The 21,729-nt window shown below is 47.9% G+C and carries 21 protein-coding genes and 1 tRNA gene; 17 read left to right on the top strand and 5 right to left on the bottom strand.

Annotated features, from left to right (window positions below):
* Positions 1 to 39: 39 nt before the first annotated feature.
* Genes JNC77_RS13635 through JNC77_RS13625 form a run of 3 tightly spaced genes read left to right on the top strand, consistent with a single transcriptional unit; the run spans position 40 to position 2,800 of the window.
* Entirely contained in the window at positions 40 to 1,143 is a 1,104-nt protein-coding gene (locus JNC77_RS13635; protein ID WP_374833416.1) for an ABC transporter ATP-binding protein, read from the top strand.
* Positions 1,140 to 1,985, top strand: a complete 846-nt coding sequence (locus tag JNC77_RS13630; RefSeq protein WP_374833414.1) for an ABC transporter permease — start codon at positions 1,140 to 1,142, stop codon at positions 1,983 to 1,985. Before JNC77_RS13635 ends, JNC77_RS13630 begins: the two co-directional genes overlap by 4 nt.
* Positions 1,982 to 2,800: an ABC transporter permease gene (locus JNC77_RS13625; protein WP_374833412.1), complete on the top strand. Its 819-nt coding sequence runs from the start codon at positions 1,982 to 1,984 to the stop codon at positions 2,798 to 2,800. The genes JNC77_RS13630 and JNC77_RS13625 overlap by 4 nt, the downstream gene beginning before the upstream one ends.
* 221 nt (positions 2,801 to 3,021) lie before the next feature.
* Here the strand turns inward: JNC77_RS13625 and JNC77_RS13620 are convergent, their stop codons facing one another.
* The gene (locus JNC77_RS13620) at positions 3,022 to 3,633 is read right to left on the bottom strand and encodes a hypothetical protein (RefSeq protein WP_374833410.1); all 612 of its coding nucleotides are present in this window, start codon (positions 3,631 to 3,633) and stop codon (positions 3,022 to 3,024) included.
* Positions 3,634 to 3,661: 28 nt separating this feature from the next.
* On the opposite strand from JNC77_RS13620, the gene JNC77_RS13615 reads away from it, so the two are divergent.
* The 8 genes from JNC77_RS13615 (at position 3,662) to JNC77_RS13580 (ending at position 7,676) form a co-directional block, all read left to right on the top strand.
* Positions 3,662 to 3,892, top strand: a complete 231-nt coding sequence (locus JNC77_RS13615; protein ID WP_374833408.1) for a hypothetical protein — start codon at positions 3,662 to 3,664, stop codon at positions 3,890 to 3,892.
* Positions 3,882 to 4,049 carry a siderophore-interacting protein gene (locus tag JNC77_RS13610; RefSeq protein ID WP_374833406.1) on the top strand — a complete coding sequence of 56 codons (168 nt, stop codon included), beginning with the start codon at positions 3,882 to 3,884 and terminating at the stop codon, positions 4,047 to 4,049. Before JNC77_RS13615 ends, JNC77_RS13610 begins: the two co-directional genes overlap by 11 nt.
* Positions 4,050 to 4,054: 5 nt before the next feature.
* Positions 4,055 to 4,171 (top strand): hypothetical protein, encoded by a 117-nt coding sequence (locus tag JNC77_RS13605; RefSeq protein ID WP_374833404.1) that lies wholly within the window; start codon positions 4,055 to 4,057, stop codon positions 4,169 to 4,171.
* 411 nt (positions 4,172 to 4,582) lie between these two features.
* Positions 4,583 to 4,656: transfer RNA gene (locus JNC77_RS13600), tRNA-Cys, on the top strand.
* Positions 4,657 to 4,902: 246 nt separating this feature from the next.
* Positions 4,903 to 5,217 carry a putative quinol monooxygenase gene (locus tag JNC77_RS13595; RefSeq protein WP_374833402.1) on the top strand — a complete coding sequence of 105 codons (315 nt, stop codon included), beginning with the start codon at positions 4,903 to 4,905 and terminating at the stop codon, positions 5,215 to 5,217.
* A gap of 47 nt (positions 5,218 to 5,264) precedes the next feature.
* Positions 5,265 to 5,699 (top strand): GNAT family N-acetyltransferase, encoded by a 435-nt coding sequence (locus tag JNC77_RS13590; protein WP_374833400.1) that lies wholly within the window; start codon positions 5,265 to 5,267, stop codon positions 5,697 to 5,699.
* 132 nt (positions 5,700 to 5,831) lie between these two features.
* Entirely contained in the window at positions 5,832 to 6,767 is a 936-nt protein-coding gene (locus JNC77_RS13585) for a glycosyltransferase family 8 protein (RefSeq protein WP_374833398.1), read from the top strand.
* A 210-nt stretch (positions 6,768 to 6,977) separates the two neighbouring features.
* Complete coding sequence (locus JNC77_RS13580; protein ID WP_374833396.1) at positions 6,978 to 7,676, top strand: phosphatidylserine decarboxylase; 699 nt, start codon at positions 6,978 to 6,980, stop codon at positions 7,674 to 7,676.
* Positions 7,677 to 7,735: 59 nt separating this feature from the next.
* On the opposite strand, the gene JNC77_RS13575 is transcribed toward JNC77_RS13580, so the two are convergent.
* Entirely contained in the window at positions 7,736 to 11,365 is a 3,630-nt protein-coding gene (locus JNC77_RS13575; protein ID WP_374833394.1) for a hydantoinase B/oxoprolinase family protein, read from the bottom strand.
* Positions 11,366 to 11,556: 191 nt separating this feature from the next.
* Between JNC77_RS13575 and JNC77_RS13570 the strand changes: the two genes are divergently transcribed.
* The 6 genes from JNC77_RS13570 to JNC77_RS13545 all read left to right on the top strand — a co-directional run bounded on the left by JNC77_RS13570 (position 11,557) and on the right by JNC77_RS13545 (position 19,149).
* A complete protein-coding gene (locus JNC77_RS13570) occupies positions 11,557 to 12,108 on the top strand; it encodes a winged helix DNA-binding protein (protein ID WP_374833496.1) in 552 nt (183 codons plus the stop codon).
* Between the two features lie 12 nt (positions 12,109 to 12,120).
* Positions 12,121 to 13,971 carry an ABC transporter ATP-binding protein gene (locus JNC77_RS13565; RefSeq protein WP_374833392.1) on the top strand — a complete coding sequence of 617 codons (1,851 nt, stop codon included), beginning with the start codon at positions 12,121 to 12,123 and terminating at the stop codon, positions 13,969 to 13,971.
* A gap of 39 nt (positions 13,972 to 14,010) precedes the next feature.
* Complete coding sequence (locus JNC77_RS13560) at positions 14,011 to 15,543, top strand: ABC transporter substrate-binding protein (RefSeq protein ID WP_374833390.1); 1,533 nt, start codon at positions 14,011 to 14,013, stop codon at positions 15,541 to 15,543.
* Between the two features lie 67 nt (positions 15,544 to 15,610).
* Positions 15,611 to 16,534 carry an ABC transporter permease gene (locus tag JNC77_RS13555; RefSeq protein ID WP_374833388.1) on the top strand — a complete coding sequence of 308 codons (924 nt, stop codon included), beginning with the start codon at positions 15,611 to 15,613 and terminating at the stop codon, positions 16,532 to 16,534.
* Between the two features lie 3 nt (positions 16,535 to 16,537).
* Positions 16,538 to 17,395: an ABC transporter permease gene (locus tag JNC77_RS13550; RefSeq protein WP_374833386.1), complete on the top strand. Its 858-nt coding sequence runs from the start codon at positions 16,538 to 16,540 to the stop codon at positions 17,393 to 17,395.
* Positions 17,392 to 19,149, top strand: coding sequence for a M14 family metallopeptidase (locus JNC77_RS13545; RefSeq protein WP_374833384.1), 1,758 nt, complete (start codon positions 17,392 to 17,394; stop codon positions 19,147 to 19,149). Before JNC77_RS13550 ends, JNC77_RS13545 begins: the two co-directional genes overlap by 4 nt.
* Before the next feature lie 247 nt (positions 19,150 to 19,396).
* Here JNC77_RS13545 and JNC77_RS13540 read toward each other — a convergent pair whose 3' ends face one another.
* From JNC77_RS13540 to JNC77_RS13530, 3 genes are read right to left on the bottom strand one after another with little or no spacing between them, the layout of a single operon-like run.
* Positions 19,397 to 20,002, bottom strand: coding sequence for an alkylhydroperoxidase domain protein (locus JNC77_RS13540; RefSeq protein ID WP_374833382.1), 606 nt, complete (start codon positions 20,000 to 20,002; stop codon positions 19,397 to 19,399).
* 17 nt (positions 20,003 to 20,019) lie between these two features.
* Positions 20,020 to 20,619, bottom strand: a complete 600-nt coding sequence (locus JNC77_RS13535) for a CMD domain protein (protein WP_374833380.1) — start codon at positions 20,617 to 20,619, stop codon at positions 20,020 to 20,022.
* 9 nt (positions 20,620 to 20,628) lie between these two features.
* On the bottom strand, positions 20,629 to 21,666 hold the full coding sequence (locus tag JNC77_RS13530) for a putative FMN-dependent luciferase-like monooxygenase (RefSeq protein WP_374833378.1): 1,038 nt from the start codon (positions 21,664 to 21,666) through the stop codon (positions 20,629 to 20,631).
* Positions 21,667 to 21,729 lie beyond the last annotated feature (63 nt).

Below are 21,729 nucleotides of genomic sequence, written 5' to 3'. Positions count from 1 at the left end.
TTCCCCCTCGCCGACAATCGTAATATCGGAGAACCGCAGATGCAAAAAATGGGTGCCAGCGTCAACATTTCGAATTTAGTTAAACGCTACGGATCCAGCGTCACGGCAGTCGACAATGCCAATGTCAATGTAACTGCTGGTGAGTTTCTCTCAATTCTCGGACCAAGTGGCTCTGGAAAAACATCCTTGCTGATGTGTCTGGCCGGTTTTGAAATACCAACCTCCGGTACGATCAGCATCGGAGATCGTAATGTCACGACCTTGCCCCCCAATCGACGTGAAATCGGCATTATCTTTCAAAAATATGCTTTGTTTCCACATATGAGCGTAAGAGAGAATGTACGTTTCCCTTTGCGTATGCGCGGAATGAGCAAAGCTCAGTCAGAGCCAATCGTTAATGAAGCCCTCAGTACAGTCAGGCTTTCCACCTTTGGTGATCGATTGCCGGCGCAATTATCCGGTGGCCAGCAACAACGTGTGGCTATTGCCCGCGCTATTTCTTTCCGCCCGCCTTTATTATTAATGGATGAGCCTCTTTCTGCACTTGATAAAAAGCTGCGCGAAGAGATGCAAATTGAAATTAAAGAACTACAGCGCAAACTCGGCCTGACCATCATCTTCGTAACCCATGATCAGGAAGAAGCGCTGACGATGTCTGATCGCATCGCCGTCATGAGCCAAGGCAAAATTGAACAGATCGCATCGCCTGATACCCTTTACCATGCTCCGCAGACGCAATTCGTTGCCGGTTTCGTTGGCGAAAGCAGCCAGTTGCAAGGAACGGTCAGTTCTGTTGCCGGCGAAACAGTCTTCATTAATCTCAAAGATGGCGGGCACGTTGAAGCACTTACCCCTTTCGGAACCCATCTCGCTCCTCAATCAATCGTAGATGTGTATGTGCGCCCTGAACATATCAGAACGCTAAAAGTTGGCTCCGAGCCGGAAGCAGCGCAAGCGACCGTCATTTCCCGCAGTTTCACGGGCGCCACAACAGTTGTAACAGCTGAAACAAAAAGTGGCACCCGCATTACGGCTCGTCTCAGCCTGGATGCCGCAAGGGAACTTGGTATCGGTGCACCAATATTATTTGCGATAGAACCGCGCAAAGCAGTCTGCTTTTCCAGCGCAGGTACACGCCCATGAGTACAAACCGCAAAGATCTCTCAACAGGTACAAGCTGGATGCTTGTGGCACCCTTGCTGACAATCCTGTTATTCGTATTTTGCTGGCCTATTATCAAGCTGATAAGCACGAGTTTTTTCGATCCTGATTTTACTTTGCGTCATTATCGCGAAGTGTTAACTGATGATTTTACACTGATTATATTCTGGCGAACATTCAAAGTCAGTTTTCTTGTGGCTTTGCTTGCTCTGGCTATCGGTTATCCGATCGCCAATCTCATGCGCAATGTCTCACCAATCTGGGCAACAGTTATAGGCGCTTGTGTCCTTATTCCGTTATGGACCAGCGTTTTGGTACGCAGCTTTGCGTGGACGGTTTTTCTACAGCGGAATGGTGTATTCAATTCGTTTCTGCAATGGACAGGAATCACCAACGCGCCCTTGCCCTTTCTGTACAATGAAATTGCCGTTGTTGTTGCGCAAGCGCATGTCATGCTGCCGTTCATGGTCATGCCAATCTATCAATCCTTACGTTCTATTCCGGAAGAATTTCCACGCGCCGCACTTAGTCTTGGTGCCTCCCAGATTTCCGTTTTCCGCCTTATAATCTGGCCGCTCTCGCGACCAGGCGTTTTAGCTGGCAGCCTGATGGTTTTCATTGTAACGCTTGGCGCCTTCGTTACACCTGCATTGATCGGCGGCCCGCGAAGCATGATGTTGGCTACAGCAATCAGTAATGAAATTACTGAAAAATTTGACTGGCCACGTGGCGCAACGCTTTCCGCGCTACTCCTCATCTCGGTGATGTGTCTGATTGCCGTATTCAGCCGTTTTCTTAAACTCAATAAGCTGGAATCACGATGAAAATCCAACTATTTTCGATCTATCGGCTTCCCGTCCTTCTCGCCCGCCTTGCAGGAATAGCAGGTATTGCCTTTCTGCTCATGCCAACACTTATCGTGATTCCGATTTCCGTAGGGCCAGATCGCTATTTGCAGTTCCCTCCACGCGGTTTTACGCTGGATTGGTATAAAAGCCTTCTTGGCGATCCCAACTGGCTTGGGCCTGCATTGTTTTCACTCAAAATTGCACTCATTGTGGCAACCCTTGCTATGGTTCTTGGGACCATGGTGGCTCTGGCACTTGCACGGGGCAGAATAATCGGCCGCAAAGTCATTTCCATGACAATGCTTGCACCAATCATTGCACCCAATATCGTTGTGGGCGTTGCGATGTATCTGATGTTTTCGCGCATGGGATTATCTGGATCGCTCATCGCTTTTGTGCTTGCACATACGGTGCTTGCAGTGCCTTATGTTATTATAACCGTATCGGCAGCTCTTGCAGCAACCGACGCAGGACTTGAACTGGCCGCCATGAGCCTTGGAGCCTCACGATGGCAAGCATTTCGCAACGTCACCTTACCGCTTATTATGCCGGGGGTTATTGCTGGCGGCGTCTTTGCCTTCATCATATCGTTTGACGAGCCCGTCGTGTCCTTTTTCTTGTCCAGCGTTGAAGACAAAACACTACCGCGCAAGATCTTTGAAGATTTAGATTTCGACGTTTCACCTGTGGTTGCCGCTGTATCCACCTTGTTGACATTCGGGTCTATTGCTCTTCTTGGCCTTATTGCAGTGCTTAAACGCTCACAACGAGCCACCGACAATGCATCCTGATACTTATGAAGAAATTAGAAATTTCAATATAAGGTACAATGCCGATCAATCATCATTGTTGGTCACAAACGGCCGGTTCTAAAGAGACAGATCCCGCCTTTAACTCAGAGATTATTATATCAATGGTCGGCATTTCGAAATTAAGCAACAATTTGAGCACTCGCCAACCAAGAAGTGTATTTGAACCTCACTGGATTTTGCGCGCGCAATTTGTTCGACGCTTATGCAGCTTTATTACATATTTTCATATTCTGATAGAAAGCCTCCTCGGCTTCTGCAGGTGCTATATATCCGATTAGCTCCAGTAAACGTTGATTATTGTACCTATGGACCCGATTAAAGGTTTCCCACTCAATTTCGCACATTGGTTTCCATAGTCCACCTTGGTTTATGACCTCTGTTTTGAAGAAGCCGATCACACATTCAGCTAAGACATTGTCATAAGCATCGCCAACAATACCGACCGAATGCTCAATCTGAGCCGCAGCCAACCGCTCGGTATACTTCATAGAAAGATATTGAGGCCCGCGGTTCGAGTGGTGGGTTAAAACATTTTCCGCACTCGCTAGGCCGGCACGTTCACCGCTATCACGCTGCTGCTGACGTGACCAACTACGAGGGTTATCGACAGAAAAATCGGGCTTATTAGAAATAGCCACTAGTGCAGCAGTTTCACTCGTATATTCATGACGCTGCTCAACAAACATGCGAACAGCACGCTCACGAAGTTCGGGCGGATAAGGTTTTGATGTCTTTTTATGTTCCATAAGATCCAATTTGGAGCTAAACAATCCGGCAAACTCGAGGCGGTTCAATTCATTTGGGCAGATCAAACTCGATGAACCTCATCATGGATACTATGTGTCTCTTCATGCCGAAGCATATATCGGTCTCAATCACCTGAAATATCTGGCGGCGGTTGCGATCAGACTCTATAAAAAGAAGAAGCTCCGGAGATTATCTTTATTTGGCGCCATCCATGTGCAGCTGCTTTTGCTAACCAATGATGTGCCCGAACCGATATGGCCAGTGATGGGACGCAATGGTATGCCATTGTGGCCGGATGAGGCATGCAGGCTGGATGGACATTGATTTCTACGTCCATGAAACTAAAGGTTTGGCGTGTAACTGGGCAAAAACTGCCAAAGCTGGTGATATTATTGGCGTGATGGGGCCGCCTAGACGTTTTCCCTTACGCCAAGCAAAAAATTATCTGATCGGTGCCGTGCTACAGCTCTGCCAGCAGTAGACCGTATGCAGGAAGAATTTACCTGTGATGTAACGGGGCATATCGTCGTAACAGTTGATACCGAAGCAGATATTCAAAATCTCACCCATCCTGAGGGGGGGGGGACATTGAATGGATTGTAAAAGCTGATCAGGCAGCAGCAGAACAGCTCACCTGAAAGCTTCTTGCCATGCCCTGGCCAAATGGCAACGATAGTTTCGAGTGGTTTGCAGGTTAAGCAGTTAAGGCAAAAATAATTCGTGATTATTGGCGCAAGCAATTGGGCAAAAGCCGTGACCAGACATTGGTCGCCAGGTATTGGCAAAAAAATGTTACTGGCTTTATGTCGGGTTAAGTTGCAGTCATATTACCAAAATCATCTCAAATCGTGAAACTTCATATTTTGAGGCATTAGATAATTATTCAAACCATAATCATCTCTTCTTCAAGGTGAAAGTATATTCATCATTAAAACAGCCCGATGAACCCGGCTATGCATTATAATTTATCCGGCCGATTACGACTAAGAATAAAGATAATATACAACGTGGAAAGGCTGGATGGCGGAGTGGTTACGCAACGGATTGCAAATCCGTATAGTCTGGTTCGATCCCAGATCCGGCCTCCAATTATTTATATTATTGCAAATTCCCTTCCTATCCCAGCCATCTATACAATGCTGAATTTTGTCATTCATTATTTAATGATTGACAAAAAAGAATACGTGAACAAAATAGCAACAACCTACTTGATGAGTCCAAAAAATCACTTGGATTGAAACATATTTCATTGCATTGGTTTGTTTATGGAGTGCTGTAGATTGCAAAAAAGACAATGCACAATGTCTGTCATTTTATTAATTTAAGGAATACTCATGTTAAAAGTAATTGCGCAGGATTTTATAAAGCCAGAAAAAATCCAGATTGTTTTACCTCTTTACAAAGAGCTGGTTGAGAAAACCAAATGTGAGCCATTGTGCATTGCTTATGATCTCTACATAGATCAAAAAGACTCCGGCCATTTTATTTTTATTGAAGAATGGCCGGATAGAAATGCTCTGGATCAACATTGTGCATCAGAACATTTCATGCGACTTGTACCACAAATCAATGCGCACCAACGGCAGGCTCCGACCTTTATCATGATGGACGGATTTCCGTTACCGTTTACAACATTTCCTGCTGGATAAAAATGACACTCATAATACGAACCGCACGGATTGATGATGCAGCAGGAATGAGCGCTGTACTGCGCGAAATTATTGCCAGCAACGGGCGTGAACGCCCCGCAGATATTGATTTTATTATTTTCAATTATATCAATAACCCGTCTAATATCTTATGTAGTGTCGCTACAGACGAAACTGCCGAAATTCTCGGCTTCCAATCGCTCATCCATGCACGCGAAGGAAATCGTTTTAATGTACCGCAAGGTTGGGCAATCATCGGTACACATATCAGTCCAAGAGCTCATCGACGAGGTGTAGGCAAAGCTCTTTTCTCTAAAAGCAGGATAGCTGCCGAAAAAGCCAATATCGAAAAAATTGATGCTTATATCGGCGCAGATAATATAGCCGCGCTATCTTATTATGAATCCATGGGGTTTAAGACTTATCGTGAACTGGATAACGTTGTACAAAAGGCCTACTCGGTTTGTTCAGATAGTTCGTAAAAACCGCGCTTCCATCCTGCAACCACATATCCAAAAAACATCTCAACCTGTCAGTTGACAATACTACTATGACGATAGAAGAAATCATAGCGACAGGTAAAGTTTCCTCCGGTAAAAAAGCGGGATATAATCTTGAGCATCCAAATGCCGAAATTAAACAGCCAATCTACCATTGGACAGACACCGCAACTGGTATTTGTAACTGACCGGGGTTACCTAAAGCCTACGCTCTTCACATTGTGGAGTGCTTTGAACCATTTTTCGGGACCTGTAATTGTACATTTTTGGGGTGATCAACTAACTGAAAATGACTGGAGCGAGGTCAAACGGGTAGCGCAGGCTAGCCCCCTTGTAACTCTCAATTGTTTAGCTTTAACCGATGAAGATATCGGTGGCAGAAAACAAAACGACACTCGGTTGACTGCTGCGATGTTGGGTCGTTTACGAATAGCTGAAAAACTTTCCGGTAGAATCCTCTATATTGATGGTGACACACATGTAAGGGGTGATCTGGCACCCTTGTTCTCAATCGATCTTAACGGCCATCTTATCGGTGCAGTTCGGGATTTTGTCGTTGCCAAATGGGCGGCGCTTGATCTTACGGTTACTAAAAAGCATTCTCAGCGTATTGCAGCACTGCAAAAACTTCTCGGCCAAAATGATATCTCAAAATATTTCAATTCCGGCGTTCTCCTCATTGATACGGATGCCATTCGGGCTGAGCCAAATGTTTATGAGGCGATGCGAAATGTTACTGCGGCCAATAATTACGAATTGGCTGATCAGGATCATCTGAACAAGGTCTTTAATGGCAGAACCCTTATGCTTAATCCCGCCTTCAATTCGTCGTGGTCGCGCACGAGGCGGCAAAGAAATAATAGTCTATCTCTGGGTGGCAGTCTTGATGAGTGCACGTCATCGCCAGATTGTATTGTCCATTTTCATGGCACGCCAAAACCTTGGATAAAGGCGCGAAAAGATATTTGGAAAGCCCGCGGACGCGCAGTTTGGCGCTACCGGCGCGCTCAGAAAGAATTCCAACGGATATTTCCAGATATTAAATTCTAGAACACTATAATTTCTTGATTGTTCAAAATTGCAGAGGCGGACACTCTTCCTGCCCTGCCAAAACCAGATACGTTTATATGATACACTGAAATCAAACACCAGCCATTAAAATAACCGGCATAGCCTCATTATCCAAACTGTCCCTGTTTAAAGACATTGTACCTTACTAACCATTCTCCCTATCGGTGAATGGCAGTAAAGGAACAGGATATGAGCATAATGTCTTCTGTCAAAGATTGCTTCGTACCCATTCATAAAAAGGGCTATCCATTTTTATGTCTAGGCCTTATTGCCACTGCCGGGCTCAGCATGCTGTCCGCTTTTCTTTTCTGGCCAGCTTTCATCATTACTATCTGGGTCGGATATTTCTTCCGTGATCCTTATCGTATCACACCAGTATCCGAGGGCATTGTTGTTTCGCCTGCCGAAGGTCGTGTCAGTATGATTACTGAAGTGGCACCGCCACCAGAGCTTGGTTTGCCAAATGAACCGATGCTGCGCATTTCCATTTTCATGAGTATTTTTGATTGTCATATAAACCGCATTCCAGTCAGCGGAACAATTAGCCGTATCGCCTACAAATCAGGAAAATTCTTCAATGCAGAGCTGGACAAAGCCAGCGATCATAATGAAAGAAACGGGCTGGTTGTTGAAACCCCATATGGCCTGATTGCAGTTGTGCAGATTGCAGGGCTCATTGCCCGACGTATTGAACATTGGGTCAGCGAAAATGAAAAAATGGAAGTTGGTGACCGTTTCGGGCTTATCCGTTTCGGCTCACGCCTTGATGTCTATCTGCCGCTTGGAACACCATTAAATGTATCAGTTGGTCAATTTGCAATAGTTGGCGAAACTGTGCTGGCGCATTTAAATGATAGAACAAATTCTAAATATTACAAAACCAGCTGAACACAACAACCACGCCCATGACTAAATGGGAGTGGTTGTTTTTGATCCGGCGAGACAGGTTACTTTTTGCCGTAACCGCCACCGGTTGGTGTAATAACCGTAAAGGCTTCGCCAGCCTGCAACACGACCTGATCGCAACCTTGCAGAACTTGAAGGGTGCCGTCCAAGCGACGCACTTCATTACGCCCAAGTTCACCTTCTTCGCCGCCTTCCAGCCCGAATGGCCGCACGCGGCGATGTCCGGAAAGAATGGCAAATTCCAGCTCTTCCAATGCACGGATGGTGCGGTGAGTACCGTCACCGGCTGTCCATTGACCACATCCGCCTGAGTTTTTGCGTATATGGAAATCTTCCAACATAACAGGAAAACGCGACTCCAGAATTTCAGGATCTGTCAAACGTGAATTGGTCATATGTGTGTGCACCGCATCCGCGCCGTTAAAACCTGGCCCTGCCGGAGCACCCGAACAAATCGTTTCATAATACTGATATTCATCATTCCCGAATGTCAGATTATTCATTGTGCCTTGTGCGGCAGCCATCGCTTTGGTTGCACCAAACAAGCAGTTGGTGACAGCCTGACTGACTTCCACATTACCGGCAACAACTGCAGCTGGATAATGCGGCGACAACATCGAACCTTCTGGCACAACAATTTTAATCGGGCGCAAGCAACCGGCATTCATCGGAATATCGCCTTCAGCCAATACGCGGAAAACATATAGAACAGCCGCACGGGTTACAGGCTCAGGTGCATTGAAATTATTTGGTTGCTGTTTTGAAGTACCGGTAAAATCAACGATTGCTTCACGGTTTACACGATCGACAGTAATATTGACTTCAATTTTACAGCCCTGATCCATTTCATAAGAAAAACCACCATCCGGCAATTGATCCAGCACACGGCGCACACTTTCCGCAGCATTATCCTGAACATGCCCCATATAGGCTTTCACGACATCTTCGCCGAAATAGCCAATCATTTTGCGCAGTTCAGTGACGCCTTTTTCATTAGCGGCAATCTGTGCTTTCAGATCATTGACGTTTTGAGTCAAATTGCGAACCGGATATGTCGCACCGTTCAATAAATCAGCCAGTGCATCTTCACGGAAGTAACCTTGATCGACCAGTTTAAAATTGTCGATATAGACACCTTCCTGCTCGATATTGACCGCTAATGGCGACATTGATCCCGGCGCAATACCACCAATATCGGCATGGTGACCACGGCTGGCGACCCAGAAGCGGATTTCTGTTTCTGTATCATCAAAGACAGGTGTACAAACGGTCAGATCCGGCAAATGTGTTCCGCCATTATAAGGCGCGTTAATCAGGAAAACATCACCCGGTTTAATCACCGGATTTTCACGAATTGCAGTTGCAACTGATGCATCCATCGAGCCCAGATGCACAGGCATATGCGGTGCATTGGCAACCAGATTGCCGGTCGCATCAAAAACAGCACAGGAAAAATCAAGGCGCTCTTTGATATTCACTGAATAAGCAGTATTTTGCAGCGTTACGCCCATCTGTTCAGCAATCGACATGAACAGATTATTGAAGATTTCCAACATCACCGGATCAGCATCCGTACCAATCGCCACACGTTGCGGTAAGGCTTTGATACGGGTCAGCACCATATGATCATGACCGGTCAGACGTGCCTGCCAGCCATCTTCGATTACAATGGTCTGGTTTTTTTCAATGATAATAGCAGGGCCGGTTACGGTCTGGCCGCGCTGCATGGTTTCACGCACAACAACTGATGCATCATGAAAAGCGCCATGCGAATAAAAGCGGGTATGACGGGAGGCTGTGGCTTCTCCTGCTTCACCAGCAGAACTTTGCGCTTCGCCTTCACCAGCGCCACCACCGACGGTTTCAAGCTCTACCGCATCAATCACCAGTGCTTTATTTTCAGCAATAAAACCAAAGCGGCGCTTATGTGCCGCTTCAAACTCAGCGCGCAAACGTTCTGCTGCATCCACTGCCGGATAGGTAGCATCAATCGAAAGCACGGTATCTGTACCAGAATAACGGATATGCGCACGCAAATGCGTGGTTATAACGTCTTCTTTAACGCCTTGCGCCGTTAATTCCGCTACACATTCTTGCGCCAATTCGCTACCAAGGGCGAATAATTGCACAGGCGCATCTTTATCAAGATCAACGCCCAAAGCTTTTTGGCGGGTGGCACGAATATCGGCCAAGCCCATTCCATAGGCAGATAGCAAGCCTGACATCGGATGAAGCAGAATATTTTTCATACCCAATGCATCAGCGACCAAACACGCGTGCTGCCCGCCTGCCCCACCGAAGCAGTTTAGCGCATAACGGGTGACATCATAACCGCGTTGTACTGAAATTTTCTTGATCGCTTCAACCATGTTGGCAACGGCAATGCGGATGAAGCCATCGGCAACGCTTTCAGGCGAACGGCCATCGCCGATTTCGTCCGCCATTTGCGTGAATAATTCACGTACCCGTTCCACATCGAGCGACTTGTCTTGATTAGGCCCAAAAATGGATGGAAAATAATCCGGCATCAATTTGCCAAGCATCACATTGGCATCGGTCACTGCCAAAGGCCCGCCGTTGCGATAGCAAGCTGGGCCCGGATTAGCACCAGCAGAATCAGGACCAACGCGGAAACGCCCAGCATCAAAATGGAGGATCGAGCCGCCACCGGCAGCAACCGTATGGATCAGCATCATCGGCGCGCGGACACGTACACCTGCAACTTCTGTTTCAAAAGCACGCTCATATTCGCCGTCAAAATGGGCAACATCTGTCGATGTCCCCCCCATATCGAAACCAATAACCTGATGGAAACCAGCCGTTTCGCCGGTACGCGCCAGACCGACCACACCGCCCGCAGGGCCGGAGAGAATCGCGTCTTTACCCTGAAACATATCCGCCGCCGTCAAGCCGCCGGACGACATCATGAACATGACGCGCGCACCCGTGCGCTCCACGTCCAGTTCGCGTGAAACCTGCGCCACATAACGGCGCAAAACCGGTGACAAATAAGCATCAACAACGGTTGTATCACCACGGCCAACCAGTTTAATCAGCGGGGATACTTCATGACTGACCGAGACCTGTTCGATGCCGATATCGCGCGCGATTTTGGCAATTTTGGCTTCATGTTCCGGAAATTTGTAAGCATGCATGAAGATGATCGCGACAGCATTATAGCCTTCAGCTTTAAGCGCGCGCAAAGCGCTTTCAGCCTGGGTTAAATCAAGCTCTGTATCAATGCTGCCATCGGCTAATATACGCTCGTCAATTTCCATAACCCGATCGTAAAGCGCTTCCGGCTTGATGATTTCGGTTGCAAAAATATTCTTGCGCTCCTGATAACCAATGCGAAGCGCGTCTCGGAAACCCTTGGTGGTCACGAGTGCCAGTTTTTCGCCCTTGCGTTCCAGCAATGCGTTGGTTGCAACCGTTGTGCCCATACGCACTTCACCGATAGCACCTGTCGGAACCGGTTCGCCATCTTGCAAGCCAAGATGTAAGCGAATGCCCTGAACAGCAGCATCTTTATAAGCGGACGGATTTTCTGAAAGCACTTTGCGGGCATGAAGCTGCCCTTGAGGGTCACGGCCGATAACATCCGTAAATGTACCGCCACGATCAATCCAGAAGTCCCAGACTTGCGAAATCTGTGGTGCCGTTCCGCTCATTATCGGATTCCTTGTGAAAAATTTACCATTATCCGGAGTGTTTATCAGAAAAGATTGTTTCATTTTATTGACAAAATGTCGATAAGATGGTGACATAAAATACATGAGTTTGGGAGCAAGGCAATATGAGCAATAAAAAAACCAGTGTGAAGGCCAGCGGGAAGGATGGTGGCAATTCAGCATTTGCAAACATGAATTTGCCCGAAAGTACTTTGCCAGAACATTTGCGCAATGCCCCCTCCATCACACCCATTGTTTCTTCTGCTCATTTAGCTGAAGGTGGTTCCACCGCATTATCAGAAGTCGAATATGGCTTGATTCTTGCCTCCCACGCCTTTTCCCGCTGGATGGTTCGCTGCATGGCGGCAGCAGGATTGCCGGGTCTCTCTCCGATTGAAATCCTGATTCTGCATTCCATCCGCCATCGCGGACGTGAAAAAAAACTTGCTGATATCTGTCTTGTTCTTGATATTGAAGACACGCATATTGCCACTTATGCCCTGCGGAAACTGGAAAAAGCCGGACTGCTCACCACTGGTAAAGCAGCAAAAGAAAAAACTGTTCGTATAACAGAAAAAGGTGCTGAAGCCTGTGCGCATTACGCGCAAATCCGCGAGCGCTTGCTTGTGGGACCAACGGCAAGTGCACGCCCATCTGAAGAAACCCTGTCGGAAGTAGCGGCTCTGCTACGTTTCATGTCAGGTGCATTTAATCAGGCAGCCCGTTCTGCCATTACACTATAAAGGATGACCGGAGTGAACGACGCACAGCTTCGCCAAACAGCTGAAATCCAGCCATTGCTGGAAGTCAAAAATCTCTCCGTCGAGTTCGGCACTGCGCGGGTCGTCGACCAATTGAGCTTTTCTGTCAAACCCGGCAAAACTTTAGCCATTGTTGGCGAATCCGGCTCCGGCAAATCCATCACATCGCTTTCAGTAATGCGTCTGGCTGACATGCAAGGAGCGCAATATCCGGAAGGCGAAATTCAATTTACTGGTTCCAAAGGCAGATTAAACCTGCTTGAAACTGAGCAGAAAACGATGCGTCGCATTCGTGGCAAAGAAATTGCCATGATTTTCCAGGAGCCGATGACCTCGCTTAATCCAGTTTTCACCATTGGTGACCAGATTGCCGAAGTGTTGATGTTGCATGAAAAATTATCGAAAAAAGATGCGTTGAAAGAAGCGCAGCGCCTGCTTGAAATGGTGCGCTTGCCCGATGCGGCAGGCTTGTTGTCACGCTATCCGCATCAGCTTTCCGGCGGCATGCGTCAGCGCGTGATGATTGCGATGGCGCTCGCCTGCCGCCCAAAACTTCTTATTGCCGATGAACCAACCACAGCACTGGATGTCACCATTCAGGCGCAGATTTTGCACATCATTCGTGATCTCCAAAAAGAACTGGAGATGGCCGTGATTTTCATCACCCATGATATGGGTGTTGTCGCTGAAATGGCCGATGATGTGGTGGTAATGTGGAAGGGCAAGAAAGTTGAGGAAGGCACGGTTAATGATATTTTCGCTAATCCTCAGCATGCTTATACAAAAGTTCTACTCTCTGCCGTGCCAAAACTTGGCAGCATGGCCGGTGAAGATTTCCCGATCAGAACACCGGTCACGATCCTTGAAGACGGCAAGCCTGTTCAGGTCGGCGAAACGCGTATTCAAAATACTGCACGCCCTGAACAGCCGCCGCTCTTGTCGGTACGCGATCTTTCCGTTCGCTTTAATATAAAGAAGAATATTTTCGGACGTGTCACTCATGTCTGTAATGCTGTGTCGCAGGTCAGTTTTGATATTCATCCGGGCGAAACGCTGGCATTGGTGGGTGAATCCGGTTCGGGCAAATCAACGATCGGGCGCACCATCCAGCAGTTGCAGCAGCCTCTTTCCGGCGATATGCGTTTTAATGGCAAAGCCTATTCCGAAATGAGTGCCGCTGAACGTTTCCGTATGCGCCAGCAAGTGCAATATATCTTTCAGGATCCGTTTGCGTCGCTTGATCCACGTAAAACCATTCGCTTTTCCATTGCCGAGCCAATTCGCACGCATGGTCTTATTCTAGATGAAGCTTCCATTACCAAGCGCGTTGACGAATTACTTGAGCGGGTCGGCTTAAGCTCTGCTGTTGCCAACCGCTATCCGCATGAGTTTTCCGGCGGACAGCGTCAACGTGTATGTATCGCACGTGCGCTTGCATCAAACCCGAAACTCATCATTGCAGACGAGGCTCTTTCCGCACTTGATGTGTCCATTCAGGCGCAAATTATCAATCTGTTCATGGATTTACAAAAAGAACACGGGCTCGCATACCTCTTCATCAGCCATGACATGGCAGTGGTTGAAAAGATGAGTCATCGCGTTGCGGTTCTTTATCTCGGCCAGATCATGGAGATGGGGTCACGCCGGCAGGTTTTTGAAACGCCGTCTCATAATTATACTCGTCGTTTGCTTTCTGCCGTTCCTGTGGCCGATCCGCTGGCACGTACCAACCGTGTTATGCTGGAAGGTGAAATTCCAAGCACCACCAAACGGATCGAAGACAAGCCGCAAATATGGCAATATGAAGAAGTGGCCAATGGCCATTTTATTGCACTCAACACATAAAACCAGACAGCTGAATATTTAAAAAAGGGAGTCGAGAGCATGAGACTAAAAACCATTTTCTCCAGTCTGGCATTGGCGACAGCATTATCTGCCGTTGCCCTGTCAGCCTCACCGGCATTTGCTGCCGGAAAAATGACCGTATCCTCACCGCAAGATCCGGGCAGCTGGGATCCGATTGACACTTTTTTGGTCAACTGGGCATCCGTTGCCACCAATATCTATGACGGTCTGGTCTATCGCGGCCCTGATCTGAAAATCGTCCCGGCTCTGGCAACATCATGGGAAGAATTAGACGAAGGCAAGCGCATTCGTTTTCATCTTCGTGAGAATGTAAAATTCCACAATGGAGAAGACTTTAATGCTGAAGCCGTAAAATTCACTTTTGAACGCCTGCTCGGTGAAGAAGGCGGCAAGGGCCCGCAGCGCTCCAATTATGTAGCGATTGATAAAGTTGAAGTCATCGACGATAAAACCGTTGATTTCCACCTGAAAGACACCGATCCGGTTTTGATGACCAAGCTGGCCGGTTATGGTGCGATGATCGTCCCACCAAAATATATTCAGGAAAAAGGCGATGATTTCTTCAACGCCAATCCTGTCGGTACCGGCCCGTTCAAAGTCACCAGCTATAAGCCAAAAGTCGGCATCCAGATGGAAGCATTTGCAGACCATTGGGGCGGCGCGCCAAAGCTTTCCGAACTGGAATATCGCTTTATCACTGAGCCTGCAACGGCTGTTGCAGAACTGCAAGCCGGTCGTGTTGATCTCGTGATCCCGCCAACCATTCCAATCAGCATGATCCCAACCATTCAGAGCGATCCGAAGCTTGAGATCGTGACAACTGCCGGCCCGACCGTTCATTCTTTACGCTTTAACACCCGTGACGGCATCACCGCTGATCCGCGTGTGCGTAAAGCTTTAATCCTCGGCGTTGATCGCGACACCATCATCCAGTCTATTTTGGGTGGTCAAGCAGAACCGATCGGCAGTCTGCAAGGCTCATTATCTTTCGGTTATGATCCTGAACTGAAGCCGCTTCCTTATGATCCGGAAGCTGCCAAAAAGCTGCTTGCTGAAGCAGGTGTTAAACCAGGCGCGAGTGTTCAGATCGATATTCGCGGTAATGATGCGACTTTGAACGAAGTTGTTCAGGCAATCTCCAGCTATTTGCAGATGATCGGCATTACGGCGACCATCAAACCTTACGAAACCAACGTTCTTCTGAATGACATCATTCCGCAGGGTAAAACCGGCGCGATGTTCCAGCAGTCATGGGGCGGCTGGACATTCGATTATGATAATACAGCCTATTCCATGTATCACACCGGTGAAAAGTGGAACCCGTATGATGATGATCCGAAGATGAATGAAATGCTTGAATCCCAGCGCGCGATCACTGATCGGGTAAAGCGTGAAGTCATCTTGAAAGACATTGCAAAATACGCCGCCGAACGCGCTCTGGAAATGCCGCTTTATAACCAGAAAGCAATTTACGGCATCAACAAACGCGTCAAAGATTTCGTACCGGCACCAGACAGCCGTCTGCGTCTGAATGAAGTCAGCGTCGATTAATAGAACAATAAACCGCGCCGATTTTGATCGGCGCGGCAATTCCTTGATATTATAAAGGATCATCATTTTGGCCGGTTTTCTGATCAAACGAATTTTACAGGCGATCTTTGTCGTCATTGTTGTGACACTGACCGTCGCTTTTGCAATCCGTCTGACCGGTGATCCGGCGCTGATGCTCACCCAAGGCGCAGGCAGTGTCACCGAGGCCGATCTGGAGCGTATCCGTGAAGGTTTGGGCTTGAACCAACCATTCATCGTGCAATATTGGAACTTTATTAAAGGCCTGTTCACGCTTGATTTTGGGCGCAGTTTCCTTGGCGGAACACCGGTCAATGTGCTCATTAAAGACGCGCTTCCTGCCACTTTGAAGCTTGCCTTTGCCTCGATGATTGTTTCTATTATCGTATCCATTCCGCTCGGCATTAAGGCCGCAACATCGCGCGGCAAATGGGCAGATCAGCTGATCCGTATCCTATCGCTCGTCGGCCTGTCATTTCCGAATTTCTGGCTTGCAACCATGTTGGTGCTCGTCTTTGCCGTCAGCGTACAATGGCTGCCGCCAAGCGGCATGAACGGCTTTGAAAGTTACATCATGCCTGCGGTCACGATGGGCATTATTCTCACCGCCACCAATGTGCGACTGGTACGCACTGCCATGCTCGAAACTCTGCAATCGCAATATATCATGGTTGCGCGTGCCAAAGGTTTGAGTGAAAACAAAGTTCTCTACAAACATGCCTTGCGCAATTGCGCTATTCCACTGATCACTTATTTCGGCCTTCAATTTGGTGGTCTGCTTGGCGGCATTGTGGTCGTTGAGCGCGTGTTCAGCTGGCCGGGCATGGGAACGCTGGCTTTTGATGCCGTTTCCGGCCGTGATTACCCAGTATTGCAAGCAACCATCACCGTATTGTCGCTCTTGATTATCGGTGTCAACCTTCTGGTCGATATTGCCTATGGCCTTGTCGATCCACGCATCCGGACGGAGTAGAATATGGCCGCGAAAACTTCCTCTTCCCTGCTGTTCTCCCGTTTGCTCAGTCTTGAATTTATTCTTGGCGTTGGTCTGACAGCAATCATCTGCTTAGCCGTTCTTTTTTCCGGCCTGCTCTTTCCAAATGGCGCGGATAAAATTGATCTGATGGCGCGTCTTACCCCGCCATTTACCAACATCGCGCATATTTTCGGCACTGACCCCCTTGGGCGTGACGTGCTGGCGCGCGTGGTCACAGGCGGTAAAATCTCGCTGATGGTCGGCTTTATATCAGTCGCTGGCGCTGTGGTTTTTGGCGTTATCATGGGGCTGATTGCCGGTTATTATCGCGGGTTCTGGGATATGTTGGTCATGCGCTTTGCTGACGTGCAATTAGCGCTTCCTTTCATCCTGCTGGCGATTACCTTTATCGCCATTGTCGGAGGTGGGCTGGTGAATACTATCGTCCTTCTGATTGTCTCACAATGGGTGCAATATGCCCGCCTTGTCCGCGGTTCGGTACTGGCATTGCGTGAACGCGAATTCATCCTTTCTGCGCGTGCAATCGGCGTGAAAGACTGGCGCATCATTTTCCAGCATCTACTGCCTAACTTATTGGGTCCTGTTATCGTGTTAATGACCCTCAATGTTGCCAATAATATTCTGCTGGAATCCAGTCTGACATTTTTGGGTCTCGGTGTTGATCCGACCATTCCAAGCTGGGGCGGGATGCTGGCTGATGGCCGCACCTATTTGCAAACCGCATGGTGGGTGAGCGTTTTCCCAGGGTTAGCAATTTTGCTGACCGTTCTAGGTCTTAACCTTCTCGGCGACTGGCTGCGTGACAGCCTTGATCCGACAGGGAGAACATCACGATGACCATTATTTTTGAAAATAGCTTTGAACGCAGCATTGATCAATTACTGGCTTTATGTGGCTCTCCGGCAATGCACGGCGCTTTCATTGAAGCATGGCTTTTTGACGACGAGCAAAGCCGTAAAACAACAGAAAAAAAGCTGAACGCACTTGGTGTTGAGGCTAAAATACATAGTGCCTATAAGCCACTTGTGCATTTTTTTCTTGAGGGTGTTGATTGTACATCCGTCAAAGACATCAAAATCGCTTATCCATCGCATGAAGCCTGCGCGCCAAACCGCTTTTTGCTGGAAACCTATCCGCTGACAAAATTGGTCGGTCGTGCAAGTGTTGATTTTACACCGTCCGGCAAAGAAGACTTCATCTATTACGTCGAGCTGACCTATCAGGACGGTCGCGTAGAGAGCCACGAAGTCTTTGCACCCAATCGCGTTCATCAAGATGCTGTTGGCGAAACACTTTTGTCACCAACAGGCTGGCTAAAAATTACCCGTACAGATGGCACAACATCAGAGCGCTTTGAAACAGATTATGAAAAGATGTTTCATGCCGGTATTACAGCTGTCGCTACCTATCCATGGGGGGTGAGCGAGCCATATTTTGAAGAGCTTAATATTAGCGTTCGTCTGCCTGCAAAAGACAAAAAGCTGGCCTATGCCGAAGAAGCCATTAGCTTAAGCGAAGCTTTGCATGAAGATTTCTATTTCTCTCTTTTAGAAGTTTTTCAGAAAAAATCCGGTCGCCCACTCGGTGATCGCGGGCTGCAACCGGGGCAAATTGTACCTGAAATCACCTATGCAGACCAAGCACCTTCCATCTGCATCACCATCCGCCCGCTTTCGACCATTGATGCAACAGGCGACGATCAAAAGCTTGAAACAGCTCAAACGCCTCTTTTTGCGGCTCAAATTTTAGCAGAACTTGAGCAAATCGGTGGAGAAATTTATCAAAGTAAATCCCGTTCCGGCCGCACGGTTCATGGACGCTATATCAAAGGCAGTGATCAGCCAATGATCATCAGTGCCGGCCAACATGCCAATGAAACAACAGGTGTTGTTGGTGCCTTGCGTGCGGCTCGTCAGCTGAAAGCCCGCAGTTCGGCGCATTTCACCATTTCGCCGCAAGAAAATCCGGACGGCTACGAGTTACACCGTCGTTTATGTGCCGCTAATCCGAAACATATGCACCATGCAGCGCGCTATACCGCGATGGGTGATGATCTGGAATATCGCAGTGTTGAAAATAATGGCGACAAGCTTTGGGAAAAAGCGATCCGCATTCAGGCCGAAAAATTAACGGGTGCAAAACTGCATGTCAATTTGCACGGCTATCCGTCGCATGAATGGACACGCCCGCTTTCAGGTTATGTCCCACGCGGTTTTGGCATGTGGACACTACCTAAAGGCTTCTTTCTGATTGTTCGCCATCACAGTGAATGGCTAAAACAATCCGAAGAGCTGGTTGATCATGTCACCCGCCACCTATCCGCCATTACAGGACTTGTTGACTATAATAATTCGCAAATTGCATTGTTTGAAAAGCATGCCGGCGAAACCGGCTTTCGTATCATCAATGGCTTTCCGTGTCTGATCAGTGTCGATGACCGTCATATGGTGCCGATGACACTGATTACGGAATATCCGGATGAAACGATTTATGGTGACGATTTCATCCGCGGTCACACTGCACAGATGGAAACCGTTCTTTCCGCTTATGATGCTTTGCAAAATTTAAGCAGAAAAAACTTGCTGGTATAAATTATGAACGGCGTTTCTTTCACTAAGACGCGCCTTTACTTTAAAAATCATTTTGGAGATTTTAATTAGCGGCGTTTGAATTTTTAGTACAAATTTCACTCAAATAATGAGCCGTCGTTTTGTTCTCGTAATTCCTCCTCACTTGAGGCGAACAGGTACGCTCCAGAATGAATGCTTGCATTGATAATTTACTATTATCAATGCAAGCCGTATTTCAAACCTGACCCCACCTATTCGCGTTAAAAATTTATGCATTAACGCCTGTCGGCTCGCCAATGGATAACATTAAACGATTGGCCCAATTGAAAAATGCCGCACCATGAATGACATCGCTTATTTCTGCATCATCAAAACCGGCTGCACGTAAACGCACGACATGATCTTTATTAAAGGCAGGTGGTGTTGCGGTGAGCGCAACAGAGGCAGCAACGATCGCATTCCATCGCTCTCCCAGATCAGCATCAATCCCCTCATCAAGCAAGCGCTGCACATCTTCTTCCCGTTTGGAAAAATGCGACGCAAAACGTGCATGAACTGATGCGCAATAAATGCAACCATTAAATCGCGACGCGGCGGTTGCTGCCAACTCACGCTCTGCACGGGCTAGGCCATCCTTGGTATTGTAAAAAATATCTTTGTCTGTTTTTGTGCGTGTTTCCAGAATATCCGGATCCCGCACCAATAATGTGAAATATGGATTTTTGGCACGAGCAGGCTCTACCAGAGCTTGCCTGTGTCTTTCGCTCAGTTCACCTTCTGCCAAAGGTGCCAGCCAAGGCGTCCAGCCGACTTGAGCTTGTGTAAAAACAGTCGGTCCGTTCTCAATATGGGGTTCGATCACTTGTTCTGTCATGGAATTGCTTTCAAAAATTAAGCTTCGGCCAATATTTTCAGTCCGCTGACCACACGCAACTGGAAAGCCAGAAAGGATATAAGCTGGGACAAGGTGATAATGCCGGTTGCTGACCAACCAGCATTGGTGAGAATTTTCAAACGGTCAGGGTTTGCATCACGCGGATGAAAAACGAGAAAATGTGCGTGCGTTAGAGCTGCCCACAAGCGCTGTGACACGACTTGCGCATGTTCTTTAGATTGTACAAAGGACGGGCCATCCTGATCTTCTGCACTTAATGGCCCTTGTGGGAAGTGCCCATAAGGCCCTTCTGCTTTATTTGTTTGCGCAATTTTTCTGATTATATCAGCAAGTTGTTCACCATCAGGCTGATTTTTCAACTTTGTTTCATAAAGTTTGCGGCTGGCCACGTCCCCATGTAGCTCTGAAACAAAAAGTCCGACTGCAAGGCGCTCGGTAATTGAAATTTCGGTCTCGTTGGCGGGTTGAAACAAAACCTCCCAACTTGCTTGTGCCTGCTCTTTGGTAACAGGTCGTCTTGCCCTCAAATGATCAAGTGAAGAGCCGGCTTTAACACCGGCCAGCTGATCAATAATATCCTTATTATGCGCGCTCATGTTTGCTCCTCATTCTGCTGCTACAAGCTTTGATGATAATTGTTTGTGCCAACCCAATGCCGGAGCGACATATTGCGCAGTCAGTTCAATAGAACGCAAAATATCTTCATGCGGCGGATCAATTGAATGCACCTGAAACACCAGATCGGTGCTGCGTGGCAAAGCAGTATCCTGCTTTAATGATGCGATAACATCGTCGGGTGTGCCGACGTGACTATCAAATACGCGGATCAGATCTTCGACATTGCGTGCTTGAACAGGGAGCCCGCGTGCTGCCATTTTAGCCGCAAAATCACTCAAGCCATATTCTGCCAATTGTAGTGCACGTTTGCGATCTTCTGCAACAAACAAGCTGCGCGAACCAAGGATTCGCGGCGTTTTTCCTTCCGGAAGTGCATTCAGATAAGCATCGATGATCGGGTTTTGAATATCGGACAAAGACGCATCCGGATTTTGGGGATCGCGCGGTTGGGTGCGTGACAACATCAGCCCGTCACCACTAAGTCCTGCTAATTTTGAGCCTAAAGCGGAAAATGTTGCGAGCCAGACATGATTGATGAGATGTGGCGCTGTCGGATAAAGATGATTGCCACCATTTAAGCGAATGCCACTCCAAGCGTCGCGCACAAGCTGAAGATTGGCAGCATAAACCTCGCCTCTTTTGTCGCTGTCGACCCCGAAAGTTTCAAAAGATTCCCTTGTGCCACCGGTACCAAAGCCTACTTCCAATCGGCCATTGGACAGCAAATCCAGAACTGACGTATCTTCCGCCACACGGATCGCGTTTTCCATCGGCAGTGTAATAACACCAGTGCCAAGACGAATATGCGATGTGCGGGCACCGACATGCGCCAGAAAAACGGCAGGGGACGGCAAGCCGCCTTCGTCGGCATGAAAATGGTGCTGAGCCACCCATGCACTGTCAAACCCGTGTTTTTCAGCATGGATTATTTGTTCACTTACCAAACGATAACGCTCGCCCGCATCGGCCTGATCCAGCACCCGCGTAAAAAATCCGAGCCGTTTGGGCTTGGTTGAAATCGTCATAATCTAATCCTCGACCTATCAGAAATCAGTTGATGCAGTATGTGTGCTTTTCATCATGAAAAA

It is taken from the genome of Paenochrobactrum pullorum (genome assembly GCF_041929845.1).
Taxonomy (GTDB): domain Bacteria; phylum Pseudomonadota; class Alphaproteobacteria; order Rhizobiales; family Rhizobiaceae; genus Paenochrobactrum; species Paenochrobactrum pullorum.
This window is presented reverse-complemented; position numbering and strand designations above follow the sequence as displayed.